Source organism: Streptomyces fulvorobeus (assembly GCF_013167895.1).
In the GTDB taxonomy this organism is placed as follows: Bacteria; Actinomycetota; Actinomycetes; order Streptomycetales; family Streptomycetaceae; genus Streptomyces; species Streptomyces fulvorobeus.
Map to the genome: position 1 here is coordinate 736,600 of NZ_BLWC01000001.1, position 18,996 is coordinate 755,595.

The 18,996-nt window shown below is 71.6% G+C and carries 15 protein-coding genes; 7 read left to right on the plus strand and 8 right to left on the minus strand.

Annotated elements, in window-relative coordinates; translation table 11 throughout:
- Nucleotides 1-165: 165 nt before the first annotated feature.
- Nucleotides 166-2,607 (plus strand): polysaccharide lyase 8 family protein, encoded by a 2,442-nt coding sequence (locus Sfulv_RS03180; RefSeq protein ID WP_173311062.1) that lies wholly within the window; start codon nucleotides 166-168, stop codon nucleotides 2,605-2,607.
- A gap of 53 nt (nucleotides 2,608-2,660) precedes the next feature.
- Here Sfulv_RS03180 and Sfulv_RS03185 read toward each other — a convergent pair whose 3' ends face one another.
- Entirely contained in the window at nucleotides 2,661-4,148 is a 1,488-nt protein-coding gene (locus Sfulv_RS03185; protein ID WP_256668802.1) for a SulP family inorganic anion transporter, read from the minus strand.
- 304 nt (nucleotides 4,149-4,452) lie between these two features.
- Between Sfulv_RS03185 and Sfulv_RS03190 the strand changes: the two genes are divergently transcribed.
- On the plus strand, nucleotides 4,453-4,875 hold the full coding sequence (locus tag Sfulv_RS03190) for a MerR family transcriptional regulator (RefSeq protein ID WP_173311066.1): 423 nt from the start codon (nucleotides 4,453-4,455) through the stop codon (nucleotides 4,873-4,875).
- Nucleotides 4,876-4,973: 98 nt separating this feature from the next.
- Entirely contained in the window at nucleotides 4,974-5,417 is a 444-nt protein-coding gene (locus Sfulv_RS03195; RefSeq protein WP_173311068.1) for a Rieske (2Fe-2S) protein, read from the plus strand.
- A 258-nt stretch (nucleotides 5,418-5,675) separates the two neighbouring features.
- On the opposite strand, the gene Sfulv_RS03200 is transcribed toward Sfulv_RS03195, so the two are convergent.
- The gene (locus Sfulv_RS03200; RefSeq protein ID WP_173311070.1) at nucleotides 5,676-7,007 is read right to left on the minus strand and encodes an aminotransferase class I/II-fold pyridoxal phosphate-dependent enzyme; all 1,332 of its coding nucleotides are present in this window, start codon (nucleotides 7,005-7,007) and stop codon (nucleotides 5,676-5,678) included.
- Nucleotides 7,008-7,057: 50 nt separating this feature from the next.
- Here Sfulv_RS03200 and Sfulv_RS03205 point away from each other — a divergent pair, with 50 nt between their 5' ends.
- Entirely contained in the window at nucleotides 7,058-7,753 is a 696-nt protein-coding gene (locus Sfulv_RS03205; RefSeq protein ID WP_173317556.1) for a pyridoxamine 5'-phosphate oxidase family protein, read from the plus strand.
- A gap of 56 nt (nucleotides 7,754-7,809) precedes the next feature.
- Here the strand turns inward: Sfulv_RS03205 and Sfulv_RS03210 are convergent, their stop codons facing one another.
- From Sfulv_RS03210 to Sfulv_RS03220, 3 genes are all read right to left on the minus strand, one after another.
- Nucleotides 7,810-8,766 (minus strand): DMT family transporter, encoded by a 957-nt coding sequence (locus Sfulv_RS03210; RefSeq protein ID WP_256668803.1) that lies wholly within the window; start codon nucleotides 8,764-8,766, stop codon nucleotides 7,810-7,812.
- Nucleotides 8,767-8,924: 158 nt separating this feature from the next.
- Nucleotides 8,925-9,956, minus strand: coding sequence for an EamA family transporter (locus tag Sfulv_RS03215; RefSeq protein ID WP_173311072.1), 1,032 nt, complete (start codon nucleotides 9,954-9,956; stop codon nucleotides 8,925-8,927).
- 58 nt (nucleotides 9,957-10,014) lie between these two features.
- On the minus strand, nucleotides 10,015-10,545 hold the full coding sequence (locus tag Sfulv_RS03220) for a Clp protease N-terminal domain-containing protein (RefSeq protein ID WP_173311074.1): 531 nt from the start codon (nucleotides 10,543-10,545) through the stop codon (nucleotides 10,015-10,017).
- A 298-nt stretch (nucleotides 10,546-10,843) separates the two neighbouring features.
- Between Sfulv_RS03220 and Sfulv_RS03225 the strand changes: the two genes are divergently transcribed.
- Complete coding sequence (locus Sfulv_RS03225; RefSeq protein ID WP_173311076.1) at nucleotides 10,844-11,674, plus strand: PhzF family phenazine biosynthesis protein; 831 nt, start codon at nucleotides 10,844-10,846, stop codon at nucleotides 11,672-11,674.
- Nucleotides 11,675-11,730: 56 nt separating this feature from the next.
- Here the strand turns inward: Sfulv_RS03225 and Sfulv_RS03230 are convergent, their stop codons facing one another.
- Both Sfulv_RS03230 and Sfulv_RS03235 read right to left on the minus strand, forming a co-directional pair.
- Nucleotides 11,731-12,510: a CPBP family intramembrane glutamic endopeptidase gene (locus Sfulv_RS03230; protein ID WP_173311078.1), complete on the minus strand. Its 780-nt coding sequence runs from the start codon at nucleotides 12,508-12,510 to the stop codon at nucleotides 11,731-11,733.
- A gap of 372 nt (nucleotides 12,511-12,882) precedes the next feature.
- Nucleotides 12,883-14,388 carry a glutamate-cysteine ligase family protein gene (locus tag Sfulv_RS03235; RefSeq protein WP_173311080.1) on the minus strand — a complete coding sequence of 502 codons (1,506 nt, stop codon included), beginning with the start codon at nucleotides 14,386-14,388 and terminating at the stop codon, nucleotides 12,883-12,885.
- 484 nt (nucleotides 14,389-14,872) lie between these two features.
- Between Sfulv_RS03235 and Sfulv_RS03240 the strand changes: the two genes are divergently transcribed.
- Together Sfulv_RS03240 and Sfulv_RS03245 are read left to right on the plus strand one after the other, a co-directional pair.
- Nucleotides 14,873-15,457: a hypothetical protein gene (locus tag Sfulv_RS03240; protein ID WP_173311082.1), complete on the plus strand. Its 585-nt coding sequence runs from the start codon at nucleotides 14,873-14,875 to the stop codon at nucleotides 15,455-15,457.
- A gap of 308 nt (nucleotides 15,458-15,765) precedes the next feature.
- Nucleotides 15,766-15,969, plus strand: a complete 204-nt coding sequence (locus Sfulv_RS03245) for a DUF5999 family protein (RefSeq protein WP_281385745.1) — start codon at nucleotides 15,766-15,768, stop codon at nucleotides 15,967-15,969.
- Nucleotides 15,970-16,070: 101 nt separating this feature from the next.
- Here the strand turns inward: Sfulv_RS03245 and gcvP are convergent, their stop codons facing one another.
- Nucleotides 16,071-18,956 carry an aminomethyl-transferring glycine dehydrogenase gene (gene gcvP / locus Sfulv_RS03250; protein ID WP_173311086.1) on the minus strand — a complete coding sequence of 962 codons (2,886 nt, stop codon included), beginning with the start codon at nucleotides 18,954-18,956 and terminating at the stop codon, nucleotides 16,071-16,073.
- Nucleotides 18,957-18,996: the final 40 nt, after the last annotated feature.

An 18,996-nucleotide genomic window follows, 5' to 3' on the forward strand; every position in this document is an offset into this window, starting at 1 on the left:
CTTAGCCCTCTGGCGATTGATTATGAACGTTTCTGCTCGAACAATCATTTTGACCGTGGATCGAACTGCGCATTGACGTGTTGACCGGCTTCGTGAGAGAAACCGCTCAACCAAGCGTGGTTCCAGCTTCAACGACACGCCCCTTTCCCCGGAGGTGCCCCCGCCATGCACCCTGCCATTCCCGCCTACCTGCTCTCCCGCCGCGGCGTGCTGCGCGCAGCGCTGGCCGCCGCCGCCTTCGCTCCGCTCGCGCTGCCGGCCGCCGGGGCCCGCGCCTACGCCGCCGAGGCCGACGCCTTCGACGCGCTCCGCCTGAAGTGGCGGGACCTGGTCCTCGGCTCGGGCTTCGCTCCGACCGCCGAGCCCTTCGCCTCCAAGCTGGCCGCACTCGGGGCCACCGCCCGTGAACTGCGCTCCGCCATGGTCCGCGTGAACGGCTCGCTCTGGCCGGACCTGCCCTACGCCGACCCCGAGCCGGACACGGACGCCGAGTCGTACACGTACTCCGGCAACCTCAACACCAGCTACAACCGCCTGCGCACCCTCGCCGAGTCGTACGCCCAGCCCGGCACCGGTCTCACGGGCGACACCGCCCTGCGCGCCGACATCCTCGCCGGTCTCGACCACCTCCACGACCAGGCGTACCACGCCGGCCAGGCGCGCTACGGGAACTGGTACAACTGGCAGATCGGCATCCCACAGGCGCTGCTCGACATCGACGTCCTGCTCCACGACCACCTCGGCACCGCCCGTATCGCCGAACACTGCGCCGCCGTCGACCACTTCGTCCCCGACAGCGCGGTCGCGAACTACACCGGCACCTCCACAGGCGCCAACCGCGTCGACCTGTGCCGCGTCCTCGCCCTGCGCGGCGTCGTCGGCAGGTCGTCCGCCAAGCTCTCCCTCGCACGGGACGCGCTCTCCCCGGTCTTCCCGTTCGTCACGAGCGGCGACGGGCTCTACGCCGACGGCAGCTTCATCCAGCACACCTCCGTCCCGTACGCCGGTTCGTACGGCGCCGTGATGCTCGGCGGACTCTCGATGCTGTTCACCCTGCTCAAGGGGTCGGCGTGGGAGGTCACGGACAGCGGCCGCCAGGTCGTGTTCGACTCGGTCGAGAAGGCGTACGCGCCCTTCCTCTTCAACGGCCTCGCGATGGACGCCGTCTCCGGGCGGGCGATCAGCCGTGGCGTACAGAAGGCGGACACCCGCGGCGTCCGTCAGGACGACCATCTGCGCGGCCACTCGGTCATCGCGTGTGTCGCGCTGCTCGCCCAGAGCGCGTCCGCCGCGGAGAAGACCCGCTGGGACGGCATGGTCAAGGGGTGGATCGCCCGCGACTACTACAGCCCGGTCCTCGCCAGTCCCACGCTCGGAGTCGCCGCGCTCTCCCGCCTCAAGGCCGTCAACGACGGCACGGCCCAGGCGAGCCCCGAGCCGACCGGTCACCGTCTCTTCCCCGGCATGGACCGGGCCGTGCACCGTCGCACCGGCTGGGCGGCCGGCCTGTCCATGGCGTCGAACCGGATCACCTACTACGAGAACGGCAACGGCGAGAACCTGCGCGCCTGGCACAGCGGCTCCGGAATGCTCTACTGGTGGGGCGGCGACTTCGCCAACGGGCAGTACAGTGACGACTTCTGGCCGACCGTGGACCCCTACCGGCTGCCAGGCACCACCGCCTCCCGCAAGCCGCTCGCCGACGGCGAGGGCGGAGTGTGGGGCGTGGCCCGGCCCGATGTGCGGTGGGTCGGCGGGGCGAGTGACGGCACATACGCGGCGGTCGGCCAGTATCTGAAGGGGCTGTCCTCCACACTCCTCGCGAAGAAGTCGTGGTTCTTCCTCGACGACGCGATCGTCTGCCTCGGTGCCGGAATCCACGGCAGGGACGGCACGGGCGTCGAGTCGGTCGTCGAGAACCGCAACCTGGGTGCCAACGGCGTCCACAGCCTCACCGTCGACGGCTCCGCCCAGTCCACCGCACCTGGCTGGGCCGCCACGCTCACCGGCGCGCGGTGGGCGCACCTCGCCGGACACGCCGGATACGTCTTCCCGGGCGGCGCCACGTCGCTGAAGGCACTGCGTCAGGCGCGTACGGGCGCGTGGTCGGACATCAACAAGGGCGCCGTGACCGACCCGGTCACCCGCCGCTATCTCACGCTCTGGTTCGACCACGGCACGGACCCGACCTGGGCCGCGTACTCCTACGTCCTGATGCCGGGCGCGAGCGCGGCGCAGACGGCCGCCCGCGCCGCCGACACCGGCTGGCTCACCGTCCTCGCCAACTCCAACGACCAGCAGGGTGTCCGCGTACCCTCGCTCGGCTTCACGGGCGTCAACTTCTGGCTCGCCGGCACAGCCGGCGACGTCACCGCCGGCGCCCCCGCCTCCGTGATGATCCACGAGACGGGCACGACCGCCACGCTCTGCGTCTCCGGACCTCTGCGCGACGGCGCCACGATCGACGTCACCTGGAACCGTCCCGTCTCCGGCATCGTCTCCAAGGACCCGGCTGTCCAGGTCATGGCCACAGGCTCCGCACTCACCCTGCGCATCACACCCGGCACCCTGGCCGCCGTCCACCGGACGGTCGTCCGAACGGCCTGAGCACCACGACACGCCAGAAGTGATGCGGCCCGTGAACGCCGCGGGTGGCCGGCTCAGTGGCTCGTCAGTTCCCCGCTGAGCCTGGCGTGGAGGTCGGCGCTGACGTCGTTCAGGCCGGTGATCTCGACTGTCTTGCCGCGCTGGGCGTACTTGGCCTGGATCGCGTCCAGGGCGGCGACGGACGAGGCGTCCCAGACGTGGGCGGCGCTCAGGTCGATGACGACGCGGTCCGGATCGGCGGCGTAGTCGAACCGGCCGACGAGGTCGTTGGACGAGGCGAAGAACAGTTCACCAGTCACGGTGTAGACCACGACGCCGCCCTCGGGGTCCCGCACCGGGATGACGTCGGCGAGGCGGGCGACGCGCTTGGCGAACACCACCATGGCGGTCACCGAGCCGACGACGACACCGATCGCCAGGTTGTGGGTGGCCACCACGCAGCCGACGGTGACGACCATGACCGTGATCTCCCCGGCCGGCATGCGGCGGAGCGTCCTGGGCGCGATGGAGTGCCAGTCGAACGTCGCGAACGAGACCATGACCATCACGGCGACGAGAGCGGCCATCGGGATGTCGGAGACGATCGGGCCGAACACGATGCAGAGCACCATGAGGAACACGCCGGCCAGGAAGGTGGAGAGCCGGGTCCGGGCCCCGGAGACCTTCACGTTGATCATCGTCTGGCCGATCATCGCGCAGCCGCCCATTCCGCCGAAGAAGCCGGTGACGATGTTGGCGACGCCCTGCCCGATCGACTCGCGGGTCTTGTCGGAGTGGGTGTCGGTGATCTCGTCGACGAGCTTGGCCGTCATCAGCGACTCCATCAGACCCACCAGCGCCATCGCGAAGGCGTACGGCGCGATCGTCGTCAGCGTGTCCATGGTGAACGGCACGTCCGGGAGGCCCGGTACCGGCAGCGAGGAGGGCAGTTCGCCCTTGTCGCCCACGGTCGGCACGGCGATCCCGGCCGCCACGGTGATGGCGGTGAGGATGACGATGGAGACGAGCGGGGCCGGGATCATGGTGGTGATCCTCGGGAAGAACACCATCAGCGCCAGACCAGCCGCCAGCAGCGGGTACACCGGCCACGGCACGTCGTGCATCTCGGGGACCTGGGCGACGAAGATGAGAATGGCGAGGGAGTTGACGAAGCCGACCATGACGGAACGCGGGATGAACCGCATCAGCTTCGCCACTCCGAGCGCGCCCAGCACGACCTGGAAGATACCGGCCAGGATGACGGCGGCGATCAGGTAGCCCAGCCCGTGCTCCCGGTTCAGCGGTGCGATGACCAGCGCGACCGCACCGGTCGCGGCCGAGATCATCGCCCGCCGTCCGCCGACGACCGAGATGACCACGGCCATCGTGAACGAGGCGAAGAGACCGATCGCCGGGTCGACCCCGGCGATGATCGAGAACGAGATCGCCTCCGGGATCAGCGCGAGCGCGACCACCAGGCCGGCCAGCACCTCGGTACGCCACACCCTGGGGTCGGCGAGCCAGTCCGGACGCAGACCGCGCAGTCGCGCGGCGGGAGACACAGCGGAAGAAGACAAGGGAACAGTGGCCTGTCGTGCTCGGGCGCACCCCGCAGGGCGTACGTGTGGAAGAGGCGTGAGTACCGGGCCGGAGCCCCTCGGGGCGGCCCGGGCGTCAGGGCGGACGGAGCGGTGACCGGTGCGGGAAGCGGTGGTCGCCGGGGGCTCCATCGGCCCGGGCGGGCTACGGGGCGGGGCAGCCCACAGGCGCCCTCACCGCGAGCAACCCTACCCTAACGTTAGAGTAGAGACCGGCGGGGTCGCACGGGCCCGGCCCGCCAGGACGAGAAGGGCCAGGACCACACGCGTGGACGGCAAGCACATGCAGATCGGCGAGGTCGCCGCGCGGACGGAGCTGTCCCTGCGCACCATCCGGCATTACGAGGAGTCAGGGCTCGTCGCCCCCTCCGCCCGCTCCCAGGGAGGTTTCCGCCTCTACACGGAGACGGACGTCGCCCGGCTGATGGTCATCCGGCGCATGAAACCGCTCGGCTTCACCCTCGACCAGATGCGCGAGCTGCTGGACGCCACCGACCGGCTCGATTCGGGGAGGGATCTCCCGGCGGACGAACGCGGGGCGCTGATGGGCCGTCTCCGCGCCTACGAGCAGGCCGCCACCGAGCAGGTCGACAGACTCCGCGTCCAGCTGGCCCGGGCCGAGGACTTCGCGGCCACGCTCCGCGCCCGCCTCGACCCGGGTGTTCCGGCGGCTTCCACCGGAACACCCTGACCGGCCGCCCGGCCGAAATCCTCCCGTTCCCTGAACACACCGGCGTCCGCTCACGTATGCATGGCCGAGGTCATGTATCCGATGAAGGGAAAGCCGGCATGAGCGCAGGGCAGGAGTGTCAGGGCCGCCTCGGGCGCCGCACCGTGGTGAACGCGGTCGGTGCGGCGGGAGTGGTCGCCGTACTCGCGGCGTGCGGAAGCGAACAGACCGGGAAGACCGGTGAGACCGGGAAGGGCGGCGCGGCGGACACGAGCGGCGAAGCCCTCGCGAAGACAGCCGACATCCCCGAGGGCGGCGGAGTGGTCTTCGCCGACCAGGGCGTGGTGGTGACCCAGCCGAAGGCCGGTGAGTTCAAGGCGTTCTCGTCCAAGTGCACGCACCAGGGCTGCTCGGTGAAGGGGATCTCCGAGGGAGTCATCAACTGCCCCTGCCACGGGAGCACGTTCGACGCCGCGACCGGCGCGGTGACCGGTGGACCCGCGACCCAGCCGCTGCCCGCCAAGGCCATCAAGGTGGAGGCGGGGTCGATCAGCCTGGTGTGACCCCGGCCGGACATCCGGGCCTGCCGGCATCCCCAGGGGATGCCGGCAGGCCCGGCCCTCGACCACCGCCCTGACGGCACCAGCCACACACCGGCTGGATACACGTACGCCGGACTCTGACCGGCAGCGACTCATCCGCACGGGCGCTGACGGCAGCCACCTTCTCGTCGGCACCGCCCCACCCGCCCCGCTGCCCCCTCGCCCTGGTCATCCTCGCGGGCGCCGCCCTCACGCAGCGCACCACCCGCGTACGGCGGCTCAGCCGAAGCTGATCGGGCGGGCCGGGCCCGCCGCCGCGGCGACCGCGTCCGCCAGCGGTGCGATGTCGGCGGCGGTCAGCTGTGACACGGTGATCCGCACCCCCTGGGGCGCGGACATCCGGAAGCGCGCGCCCGGGGCAACCGCCCAGCCCGCGCGCAGCAGGCGGGTCACGGCCCCGGTCTCGTCACTGACGGGCACCCAGACGTTCATCCCGCTCCGGCCGTGCGCCCGGACGCCGCGCTCCGCCAGCGCCCCGACGAGTGCGTCCCGCCGTTCCGCGTACGCCCGGGCGACAGCCGCCGAGTCGACGGCCTCCGAGGCCCACAGGTGCACCACGGCCTGTTGCAGCAGTCTGCTGACCCAGCCCGGTCCGAGCCGCTGCCGCCCCGCCACCCGGTCGACCGTGACGGCGTCCCCGGTCAGTACGGCGAGCCGCAGATCGGGCCCGTACGCCTTGGCCACGGACCGCACGAACGCCCAGTGGTCCGTGACGCCCGTGAGCGGGTGCAGGGGAAGATCGACGATCGCGTGCCCGTGGTCGTCCTCGATGAGCAGGACGCGGGGGTGGCCGGCGAGAACCGCCCGCAGCTCGCGTGCCCGGGCCGCGCTCACCGCGGCGCCCGTGGGATTCTGCGCCCGGTCGGTCACCACCAGCGCCCGCGCGCCTCCTCGCAGCGCGTGGGCCACCTCGGCCGTCCGCGGACCTTCGTCGTCCACTCCGACCGGCACGGCACGCAGGCCCAGAGCCGGTACGAGATCGAGCATGCTGCCCCAGCCGGGGTCCTCGACGGCGACGGTGTCACCCGGTTTGAGATGCGCCGACAGCACCCGTTCGATCGCGTCCAGCGAACCGGACGCCACCACCACGGGTCCTGAGGAGACGCCGTCGGCGTCCATGGCCGCGCGGGCTGCCGCGGCCAGCTCGGGAAGCACGGGCGGGCCCCCGTACATCCCCGGCCGCTCCGCGTTCGCACGCGCGGCCGAGGCGAGCGCCTCCCCTAGGTCGGGCAGCAGAGCGGGGTCCGGATTCCCCTCCCCCAGGTCCCGTACGCCGGGGGGCGCCTCGACGCGCAGCGAGCCGCGCGTCGTACTCGCGGGCTGCGGCCTGATCCGGCTCCCCCGGCGCCCGGCCGTCTCGATCACCCCGCGCTCGCGCAAGGTGCGGTAGGCAGCCGCCACCGTATTCGGGTTGACCTCCAGACGGGCCGCCAACTGCCGCATCGGAGGCAGGACTTCACCGGGCGCGAGGCCACCCGAACCGACCGCCCGCTCCACACTTTCGGCGATCTCGGATGCCCGCCGCCCACTGATCGGATAGTCTCCTAGCACAAACAATATTATGCACTAGTGCAATGGAGTACGCAATGTCGGACACCGCCATGCCGGAGATCCTGACGCCCGACAGCACGGGCCCGAGCGTCGCTGCCCCCTACGAGCCTACGGACCGGACGGTGCCGAGCAGGGGCCGCGAGCGCGCCACGTACGACCGCGAGCTGGTCCACTCGGTCCTCGACTCGGCCTACCTCTGCCACCTCGGCTTCGTACGCGACGGCGCCCCGGTCGTCCTGCCGACCCTCTTCGGCCGGGTGGGAGAGCGGCTCTACGTGCACGGCTCCACCGGCTCCCGGCCCCTGCTGGCGGCGGGCCGGACGGACCCGGGCCTCGCCGTCTGCCTCACGGTGACCCACGTCGACGGCCTGGTGCTGGCCCGGTCCGCCTTCCACCACTCGATGAACTACCGCTCGGTGGTCGTCCACGGCACGGCCCGCACCGTCACCGACCCCGAGGAGCGCCGGATCGCGCTCGACGCCATCGTCGACCAGGTCGTTCCCGGCCGGTCCCAGGACTCCCGCCCCGCTGACGCCAGGGAGCTCGCCGCCACCGCGGTGATCCGCCTGGACCTGGACGAGGTCTCCGCCAAGGTCCGCACCGGCGGCCCGAACGACGACCCCGATGATGTCGCCCTCCCCCACTGGGCCGGCGTCGTCCCCCTGACCCGCGGCTACGCGGTCCCGGTCCCCGCCGACGATCTGGACCCGGCCATAGCCGTCCCGGAGTATCTGACGGCGCTCTGACCCGCGTACGGCCGCCGACGGACCCGCCGCAGGGGAGCTGGTCCGCCGGCGACAGGTCAGACGGGCACGGCCGCCCGGCGCGCGAGGGCCGCTCCACGCGCCTCGGACGCGGCGAGGCCGGCCACCGCGACGAGCAGCAGCAGCGTGCCGAGGACGGTGGCGGCCGTGAGCTGCTCCCGCAGTACGGTCACGGCGATCACGGCTGCGCTCACCGGCTCCAGAAGCATGATCACGGACACCGTGGCCGACCGTACGGCCGCCGCTCCCGCGAAGTAGAGCGCGTAGGCGAGCGCCGTCGGTACGGCGGCCACGTACACCAGCAGCCACACCACCTGGGCGGTGTCGGCGGTGTGCGGTACGAGTCCTTCCGCCAGCGCCATGGGCAGCAGGCCCACCGCGCCGATCCCGAAGGCCCAGGCGCTGGTGGCCAGCGCGTCCCCGCCGCGCCCCGCACGCCCCAGCCGACGGGTCAGCAGGGTGATGGCCGCGTAGCCCGACGCGGAGAGCAGGGCCAGGGCGACGCCGAGCGGTTTCACCTCGGCCCTCTCGCCCCCGAGCACCAGTACGACGAGACCGGTGAGCGCGCCGGCCACGGCCACCAGCCCGCCCCTGCCGAGCCGCTCCCCCATCGTCAGCCGTGCCCCCACGGCGATGAGGACGGGGCCCGCGCCGAGTGTGACCACCGTCCCGACGGCGAGGCCGGTCACGTCCACGGCCGCGAAGTACGCGCTCTGGAAGAGGGTGAGGCCGATGCCGGTGCCCAGGATGCGCAGCAGCCGGCGCCGACGGGACTCGGCGGGCGCGGGAACGCGCCGCACCGGCCTCAGCGCGAGCGCTCCGGCCAGCAGGACGAGGCCGCCGGCGCAGCGCCAGAACGACAGGGCGAGGGGGCCGAGATCGCTGGCCCGGAAGATCAGGGAGGCGGCGGCCCCCGCGGTCCCCCAGGCGACTCCGGCGATGATCAGATAGGTGATGCTCCGGCCGATGGGCAGGCCGGACAGGGAATCGGACACGTGCTGCTCCAGACAGGGAACGGGTGGGTGGTCGCTGGGCTCCGCACGGGGGCAGCGACGAACCGCTCGGGGAGTACCCGAGCCCGGTCTTCGTCTGGAGTTGCCGCCCGCGTCAGACGGCGGGGGGCGGAAGCACGGTGAGACTCATGATCGGCACCCTACGGCGAAGGCCGCCGGGCGGACAACTCCTCCCGGGGCCCACTCACTCCCCGGCCGTTGCCCTCCGCGCCGGGTCCGGCGGCGACCGGTCCCGAGGGCTGCTTGGGCGCGGCGGACTGGGCGATGAACGCACCGGTCAGCACCACGGCGCCGCCGATGAGCTGCGGCCCCGACAGGTGCTCGCCGAGCAGCACCCAGGCGAGTACGGTCGCGATGACCGCCTCCAGACACGCCACCACGCCCGCCACCTGCGGAGACAGCAGCCGCACCGAGACGACACCGGTGGCGTAGGCGAGGACCGTCGCCAGCAGCACGATCCAGCCGAGCAGCAGCCAGGCGGGAACGTCCGTCCCGGCCATGTCCGCGCGGGCGCCGAGGACCGACCAGTCCATGCCCCAGGGCCGGGACACGACTGTGAGGATCGCGGCGCCGATGAGCAGTCCGTACGCGATCACACCCAGCGGGTGCGGCGGCCCGGCGTGCTTTCCGTGACTGTCCTGGCCGTCCTGCCCGCCCTGGTCGGAGAGGACGAAGTAGCCGACCTGGCAGCACGCCGCGCCGAGCGCGAGGAGCAGTCCGACAGCGTCGAAGCCCAGCCCCGCCCACACCTCGACGACGCAGGCCAGCCCGCCCACCGCGAGGACCACGCCCAGAGCTGCGGCCCGGGTGACCGGACGGCGCTGCACGAAGCGGACCCAGCCGAGCACGAGCGCGGGCGCCAGGTACTCCACGAGAAGAGCGACCCCCACCGGGATACGCGAGATGGCGGCGAAGTAGCACGCCTGCACGCCTGCGACGGCGAACAGTCCGAAACCGGCCAGCAGCGCCGGCCGCTCACGGACGAGGTTCCGGTGGCGCCAGGCCACCGGCAGCATGACCAGCGCGGCACCCGCCACCCGCAGCCAGACCACGTGCAGGGGGTCGAGCCCCGCCTCGATCAGCGGCTTGGCCGCCACTCCCGAACCACCGAATGCGAAGGCCGAGACAAGGGCGAGTCCCAGACCGGCGCTTCTCCCCTGAGACGCGTACATCGGCACATCATGACAGGTGCCATGGGCACCGTCACCCCTGTCATGACTGTCGTGGCTGTCAGGTCCGGCCGTACGCCTCCGCCGTACGCGCCGCCAGCCGTGCGGTGTCCACTCCCGCCCTGCCGAGCACTTCCACCGCCCGGCAGCCGGGATCGGCGGCGAGTGCCGCGAGCAGGTCGAGACCCCCGGCACGCTTCTCCCCACGCCGCTCGGCGCCGGCCCTGGCCCCTGCCATGGCTGCCACCGCCGAGGGCGACCAGCCGTCCACCCCCGGCTCGCGCACCGGGGGGACCGCGCCCGAGTCCTCGACAGCCCCGTGCCAGCGGAGCCCGTATCCGATGCTGCGCTGCACGAGGTAGCCGAGCACCCTGTCGAGCTGCGGACCGCCGTCGAAGACCGAGCGGACAGCGGGGTCCGACTCGATGAGCGAGTGCAGCAGGTGGGCGGTGTCGATATGGCGGTCACCGTCACGCAGGGCCCGCCTGCGCGCCCCGGTCACGACCGAGGTCAGTTCCATGGTGAAGCCGGCGTCGGGCTCGGCTGGGGTGGGTGCGGGCTGTTCGGGGTGGTGCGGCGTCCGGTTCTGCACACCTCTCACCCCATCAGTCCGCCGGCTGGACGGCATCGCCGGAGGGACCCATCTGCCCCTCCCACCCAAGTCGGGCACCCACGCGGTTCCTCATCCTTCCGAATGAGATCCGGCGGTGGCGCGGTCCCGATCAGGGGAACGCCGCCAACGGCCGGGCCCGCAGGGATCATGTCCGTGCTCGCCGCCGGGTCCGGGTGAACGCGTCGCCAGGCTCCCGCTCGGCGATCCGCCGCCTCGGGTCCAGTGACCGGCGATTGGCCTTGGCCGTGGCCTTCCCGGCACGCCTACGGTTCGCGGCATGAGGATTCGTATCGTCGACGCGTTCACCGACCGCCCCTTCGCGGGCAACCCCGCCGGGGTCCTGCTCCTGGATGCCGGCGGTTTCCCCGACGACGGCTGGCTCCAGCGGGTCGCCGCCGAGGTCAACCTCGCCGAGACCGCGTTCGCCCATCCGCTGCCACCTGGCGGAGAGGCCGACTGGGCGCTGCGCTGGTTCACACCGGTCACCGAGGTCGACATGTGCGGCCATGCCACGCTCGCCACGGCGCACATCCTGCACACCACGGGCACGGCGAGCGTCGCGGGCGGTGAGATCCGCTTCTCCGCCCGCTGCGGAATCCTGACAGCCACCGCCCACCGGGACGGCACCCTCACCCTCGACTTCCCTACCGCCCCGCTGACACCCACCACCGCCCCGCCCGGCCTGACGCGGGCACTCGGCGCCGCACCGCTCACCGTCCTTGACACCGGAGCCCGCACAGGCGACCTCCTGGTCGAGCTCGCGGACGAGGCGGCCGTACGCGCGCTGACACCGGACCTTCCCGCACTCGCGGCCTGCTCGCGGCGCGGGATCATCGCCACCGCGGCGGCCGACGACCCCTCCCGCGGCTACGACTTCGTCTCGCGCGGCTTCTTCCCCCAGGTGGGGATCGACGAGGACCCGGTGACCGGCAGCGCGCACACCGCCCTCGCCCCGTTCTGGTCCGCGCGGCTGGGCCGCATCGAGCTCACCGGCTTCCAGTGCTCGGCCCGCGGCGGCCTCGTCCGCACGTCACTGCGCGGCGACCGCACCCTGCTGACCGGCCACGCCGTCACCGTGATCGACGGCGAACTGCTCGCCACGCCCTGACACGCCGAAGCGGCGTACGAGCAGCTTCCCCGTACGCCGCTGCGCCGGCGGGCCGCTCACGGCGTGGGCAGCCAGTCCACCTTCCCGGCGAGCAGCGCGTACCCCACGAACGCGCCGATGTCGAGCAGCGCGTGCGCGACGACCAGCGGTCCGACCCGCCCCCAGCGCCGGTACAGCAGGACGAACACCACGCCCATCACCAGGTTCCCGATGAAGCCGCCGATGCCCTGGTAGAGGTGGTACGAACCGCGCAGCACCGAACTCGCCACCAGGGCCGCCATCGGCGTCCAGCCCAACTGCCCGAGCCTGCGCAGCAGATAGCCGACGACGATCACCTCCTCCAGTACGGAGTTCTGGAGCGCGGAGAGGATCAGGACCGGGAACTTCCACCACACGTCCGGCAGCGACTCCGGCACCACCGTCAGATTGAATCCGGTGGCCCGCGCCACCAGGTAGAAGGCGAGCCCGGCACTGCCGATACCCGCGGCGAGCAGGGTGCCGCGACCGAGGTCGAAGCCGGGCCTGGTCCGGTCGAAGCCGATCGCCCGCAGGTTCGCCCCCTCCCGGATCAGGAGATGGGCCACGAGGGCGACGGGTACCAGCGCCGTGGTGATGCCGAACAACTGCCAGGCGAGATCCAGCCACGGACGCCCCGGCGCGTAGGAACCGTTCAGCGTGGCCGCCTGGTCCTTCAGACCTCCCGGTTTCGTCAGCGATCCGACGAAGCTGATGAGGGCGGATACCCCGCTGGCGCCGAGTGAGAGAGCCAGGACAAGCACCGTCTCGGACCGCGTGATCCGTCGTGGTACGGCCTCTTGAGGGTAGATATCAGCCACACGCCCCGCCTCCACCTGTACATCTGCCTTGAGTCGCGCACTCACGTCCCCTGCCGTCCACCGCCCGGCCAGGTCTCGAATGCGGGTACGAAGATCATGCGCGACCGGCCGGGGACGACCAGCATCGGGGTGCGTGTGGTCCCCTTTTTCCCTGGCCGTTCTCAAAGGGGCCGTCACCGGCACGGGTCGCCTCGGCGTGCCCGGACGACCACGCGACGCCGGGCGCCGCGCGGGACGGTCTGCTGTCGCTCTCCGAGCCGTGCGGGGAGTCGGTGGTGCGCCTGGCAGCGGTGGCCGCAGAGCGGTGGGGGCGCATGGCCCCGAGCGAAGAGTCGCCCGCCCCGGGCCATGCGCCCCCACCGCCCTCGGCGCTCAGGGCGCGGGGAAGCCCACCGGCCAGGTGTGCACGGGCTCGTCCGCCTGCATCAACTCGCCGTAACGACGGGTGGTGGCGGCCAGGGCGGCGTCACGTCCGAGCCCCGCGTCCAGGGCCCGGTGATAGGTCTCCACCTGCCAGGAGGCTCCGTTCATCCGCCGCTTGCACCGTTCCTCGATGACACCGAGGTAGAGGTCGCGGTCCGCGGGCTCGATGTTCCAGGCGTCGAGCCCGGCCGCGGCGAGCGGCAGCAGTTCGTCGAGTACCAGCTTGACCGCGGGCACCTTGGAGACCCCGCCCGAGCGGCCGGGGCGCGGCCAGAGCAGCTCGGCCTCGATGCCGTGGCGGCATGCGGTGTCGAAGTTCTCGGCGGCGGCGGCGAACGGCAGCCTGCTCCACACCGGCCGGGGCTCCTCGGCGAGCGCGCGCACGAGACCGTAGTAGAACGCCGCGTTGGCGATGACGTCCGTCACGGTGGGGCCGGCCGGCAGGACCCGGTTCTCGACCCGCAGATGGGGAACGCCGCCCGCCAGGTCGTAGACCGGCCGGTTCCAGCGGTAGACCGTTCCGTTGTGCAGGACGAGCTCCGCCAGGCGCGGCACCCCTCCCTCGTCCAGGACGCGCAGCGGCTCCTCGTCGTCGCAGATGGGCAGCAGGGGCGGGAAGTAGCGCAGGTTCTCCTCGAAGAGCTCGTAGGCGGAGCTGATCCAGCGCTCCCCGAACCAGGTACGCGGCCGCACTCCCTGATTGCACAACTCCGGCGGCCGCACGTCTGTGGCCTGCTGGAACAGGGGCGGACGCGACTCCCGCCACAGCTCCTTGCCGAAGAGGAAGGGGGCGTTGGCCCCGAGCGCGATCTGGACCGGGGCGATGGCCTGCGCCGCGTTCCACACGTCGGCGAAACGATCCGGCGTCACCTGGAGGTGCAACTGGACCGAGGTGCAGGCCGCTTCGGGAGCGATGGAAGGAGAGGTGAACTCAAGTCGCTCGACGCCCTCGATATCGAGGGCGAAATCCTCGCCGCGCGCGGCCGCCATTTGGTCGTTGAGGAGGGTGTAGCGGTCCACCTGCGAAAGATTCGCCGAGACCACGTCATCCTTGCCCAGGGTCGGCAGGATTCCGATCATCATGATCCCCGCGTCGACCTCGGCCGCCTTCCGGTGGGCATAGGCGAGACCGGTGCGCAGCTCCTCGGCGAGCTGGTCGAAAACCCGCCCGCTCAGCCGGTGCGGGACGATGTTTACTTCTAGATTGAACATCCCCAGTTCGGTCTGAAAATCCTTGCTCGCGATGCGCTGGAGCACCTCGGCATTCCTCATCCGCGGCATACCGTCCGCGCCCGCGAGATTCAGCTCTATCTCCAGTCCCATCAGATTCCTGGGACGCTCGAACCTCTGCTCGGCCAGCAGCCTCCCCAGCCCTTCCAGGCACTGGTTGAGCTTGTCGCGGTACGCCCGCCGATCGGACAGGTCAAAGGCGCCAGCCACAACCTTCTCGCCCATCCCTGCGTCCTTCCTCGATTGACCGGCCTGCGGTCCAGGCCGTTCGTGCCAGCTTCGATAATGCCCCGACGAGGTGATCGATAACGCATCCATCGGCCCCGGCTAGCCGATACTCTGGTGACGGAGGCCGGGGGCACATTCCGCCAGCACGGGACAGCCGCATTTCCTGCTGCCGGACGAGCGGCGAAAGCGCCGACGAGTTTCAGCCTACCGCCGGATCGGGTAAACCCCTGGCGGAGGCAGTCCGGGCAGGCCGAATCGCCAGAAAGTCCGCAATCCAAAGTCCTGATATCACCTTGCGGACAATGCGGGAAACGGCTAGCCGAAACACCGTGGGAACACCTGTCGTATAAACTCCGCGAACGAGGCAGAGAGTTGACGTACAGGCCCCGTTTCCGGCCGTCCTCTGGCCCCGGCACGCCGACAGCGCCGTCTGCACCCCGCCCACGCTCCACCGTGTCTCCGAAGTGAGAGGCGACTCACCATGCTGCATCTTCCCCAGGCTCCCGCGCCCGCATTGCGCAGCGTTCTCGCGGCACTCGGTTCTCCCACCGCGGTCCGTGAAGCCCGCACGCCCGCTCTCCGGTCCGTCCAGGGACCTCTGAGCCCTGAACTCCCGCTGCCCTTGCACGTACTGAACCGGATCACCCCGGACGAGGCCGCACCCGCCACCCGGCTCGCCGGCTGGCGCTTCATGGTCCGAAGCGGGGACCGCGCCGTCGCTGCCGCGGACACCATGCTCACTCCCGACGGCTGGGCCTTCTCGCACTTCTTCGAGGGTCCGTACATCGCCTCCACCGAACTGGCCATGCGGCAGGCCGAAGCCGCATCCGCCGCGTACCAGCCCCGCCTCCTGTCCATCCCGGGCCTCTACATGCTCACGCTGTGGCTGCACGGCGACACGGGAGCCGATCCGTCCGGCGGCACTCTCGCCCCGACCGACGTCCTCGTACCTCTGGCGCCCGCGCCTCCCGGAATCGCCGCCCACCGTCCGCACGCCGTCTCCGACCTCCTGCCCGTGATGACCCTGCGCATTCCTCCCGGCCCCCTGCTCGGCTCGCCCGCCTGACCTCGTCCGCTTCCGCCGCGCCCCCGCCGTACCGTCCCGCCCTCCGGGACACCATGGCGGGGGCGCGCGGCTGCCCATCCGGCCTAGTCCGTACGGGCCCCCCTAACCACCCGAAGGGACAGTGCAGTTGCGGTGAACCGCCCGGCTGGGTGACGCGTCACGGGAGCAGGACAGGAGGTGCCGCGAAATCCCTGCGGATCGACGCCCGTGGGGCAACACTGGGAACGGACCGACTGATACGGGGGGCGGCCATGAACACACCGTCAAGCCGCAGGACACTCAACTCGACGCAGCGAAAGAACCCAGCCATGTGCCAGCACCAGCCACCCTGCCCGTCCGCCGACTCCGCCGACCGGGAGGCCGCGCGCCTCACGGTCCACCATCCGGAGCAGGGCTGGAGCCTCCTGTGCAACGGCGTCCTGCTCTTCGAGGACACCGGCGAGCTGCTTCCGGACGGGCAGATCATCGCACCGCACCGGCCGTCGGCCGGCCGGATCATGAAGGTCGCCTGACCGCCGCCGCGCGAACCGGGGCACGTACGAACCGGGGCCGGACGGAGAAGTCTCCGCACCGGCCCCGACGCATGTCCGCTTCACCCTCCCCCGCCCGTGCCTCAGCTGTCGTAGGCGTCCAGCGGCGGGCACGAGCAGACCAGGTTGCGGTCACCGAACGCACCGTCGATCCGGCGCACCGGCGGCCAGTACTTGTCCGCGGCCGGCACACCGGCCGGGAAGACGGCCTCCGCACGGCTGTAGCCGTGCTCCCACTCACCGCCGAGCGCCGCCGCCGTGTGCGGGGCGTTGCGCAGCGGGTTGTCGTCGGCGCTCCACTCACCGGAGGCGACCTTCTCGATCTCGCCGCGGATGGCGATCATCGTGTCGCAGAAACGGTCGAGCTCCGCGAGATCCTCGCTCTCGGTCGGCTCGATCATCAGCGTCCCGGCCACCGGGAAGGACATGGTCGGCGAGTGGAAGCCGTAGTCGATCAGGCGCTTGGCCACGTCGTCGATGCTGACACCGGTCGCCTTGGAGATCGGCCGCAGATCGACGATGCACTCGTGCGCGACCAGGCCGGCCGGGCCGTTGTACAGGATCGGGTAGTGCGGTTCCAGCCGCTTGGCGACGTAGTTGGCGGCGAGCACCGCCACCTGGGTCGCCCGCTTGAGGCCGTCCGCGCCCATCAGGCGCACATAGGCCCACGAGATGGGAAGGATGCCCGCCGACCCCCAGGGCGCGGCCGAGATCGGGCCCACCCCGGTCTCCGGGCCCGCGGCGGGCTGGAGCGGGTGGTTGGGCAGGTACGGCGCGAGGTGCGCGCGCACTCCGACCGGGCCGACGCCGGGACCGCCGCCGCCGTGCGGGATGCAGAAGGTCTTGTGCAGGTTCAGGTGCGAGACGTCGCCGCCGAACTTGCCGGGCTTAGCGAGGCCGACCAGCGCGTTGAGGTTGGCCCCGTCGACGTACACCTGGCCGCCCGCGTCGTGGACCTCACCGCAGATGTCCGCGACGTGCTCCTCGAAGACCCCGTGCGTCGACGGGTAGGTGATCATGAGCACGGCGAGCTCCTCGCGGTGCTTCTCGATCTTCGCGCGCAGGTCGTCGATGTCGACCTCACCGTCGTCGGCGGTCTTCACGACGACGACCTTCATCCCGGCCATCACGGCGCTCGCGGCGTTGGTGCCGTGCGCCGACGAGGGGATCAGGCAGACCGTGCGCTGCTCGTCACCGTTGGCCCGGTGGTAGGCGCGGACGGCCAGCAGTCCGGCGAACTCGCCCTGCGAGCCGGCGTTGGGCTGGATGGAGACGGCGTCGTAGCCCGTGACCTCGGCGAGGCGCTCCTCCAGCTCGCGGATCAGGGTGAGGAAACCCTGGGCCTGGTCGGCCGGCGCGAACGGGTGCAGCGCGCCGAACTCGGGCCAGGTGATCGACTCCATCTCCGCGGTCGCGTTCAGCTTCATGGTGCAGGAGCCGAGCGGGATCATGCCCCGGTCCAGCGCGTAGTCGCGGTCGGCGAGCTTGCGCAGGTAGCGCAGCATGGCCGTCTCGGAACGGTGCTGGTGGAACACGGGGTGGGTCAGGATCGAGTCCGTGCGCAGCAGCCCCTCGGGCAGCGTGTCGGCGGCGGCGGCGTCCAGCGCCTCGATGTCACCGCCGGCGCCGAAGGCGGCCCAGACGGCGGCGATCTGCGTACGGGTCGTCGTCTCGTCGCAGGCGACGGAGACCAGGTCGGCGTCGACGAGCCGCAGGTTCACCCCGCGCTCACGGGCGTCCGCGACGACCCCGGCGGCCCTGCCCGGCACCCGCACGGTGACCGTGTCGAAGTAGGAGCCGTGCACCACGTCGGCGCCGGAGGCCCGCAGGCCCTCGGCGAGGATCGTGGCGTAGCGGTGCGTGCGCTGGGCGATCGTCCGCAGCCCGTCGGGACCGTGGTAGACGGCGTACATCCCGGCCATCACCGCGAGGAGGACCTGCGCGGTGCAGATGTTGCTGGTGGCCTTCTCGCGGCGGATGTGCTGCTCGCGGGTCTGGAGGGCCAGCCGGTACGCCTTGTTGCCGTCCACGTCGACGGAGACACCGACCAGACGGCCGGGCAGGGACCGGGCGAACTTCTCGCGTACGGCCATGAAGCCGGCGTGCGGTCCGCCGAAGCCCATCGGCACGCCGAAGCGCTGCGTGGTGCCGACCGCGATGTCCGCGCCGAGCTCGCCGGGCGAGGTGAGCAGGGTCAGGGCCAGCAGGTCGGCGGCGACGGTGACGATCGCGCCGAGCTCGTGGGCCTGCTCGATGACGGGCTTGATGTCCCGGACCGCTCCGGAGGCGCCCGGGTACTGGAGCAGCACGCCGAAGACGCCGCGCTCGGCGACGTCCGCGGGAATGCCCGCGTGGAGGTCGGCCACGACGACCTCCACGCCGGTCGGCTCCGCGCGGGTCTCGATCACCGCGATCGTCTGCGGCAGGGTGTCCGCGTCGACGAGGAAGACGCCGTTCCTGACCTTGCCGACGCGCCGCGCCAGCGCCATGGCCTCGGCGGCGGCGGTGCCCTCGTCGAGCAGGGAGGCACCCGAGGTCGGCAGCCCGGTCAGCTCGGCGACCATGGTCTGGAAGTTGAGGAGCGCCTCGAGCCGGCCCTGGGAGATCTCCGGCTGGTACGGGGTGTACGCCGTGTACCAGGCCGGGTTCTCCATGACGTTGCGCAGGATCACCGGCGGCGTGAAGGTGCCGTAGTAGCCGAGCCCGATCATCGGGGCGAGCACCTGGTTGCGGTCGGCGAGGGAGCGCAGCTCGGCCAGCACCTCGGCCTCGGTGCGCGCGGCGGGGAGCCGCAGCGCCTCGGCACTCCTGATCACGTCGGGCACAGCGGCGGCGGTGAGCTCGTCGAGTGAGCCGTAGCCGACCTGGGCGAGCATCTTCGCCTGGGCCTCGCCGTCGGGCCCGATGTGGCGCTGCTCGAAGGGAATGCCCTGCTCCAGCTGGGAGAGCGGAGTGCGACGGGTGGTCATGATGGAGGCCTCCTGGTCTGTCACGACCTGCGAGGGGCAC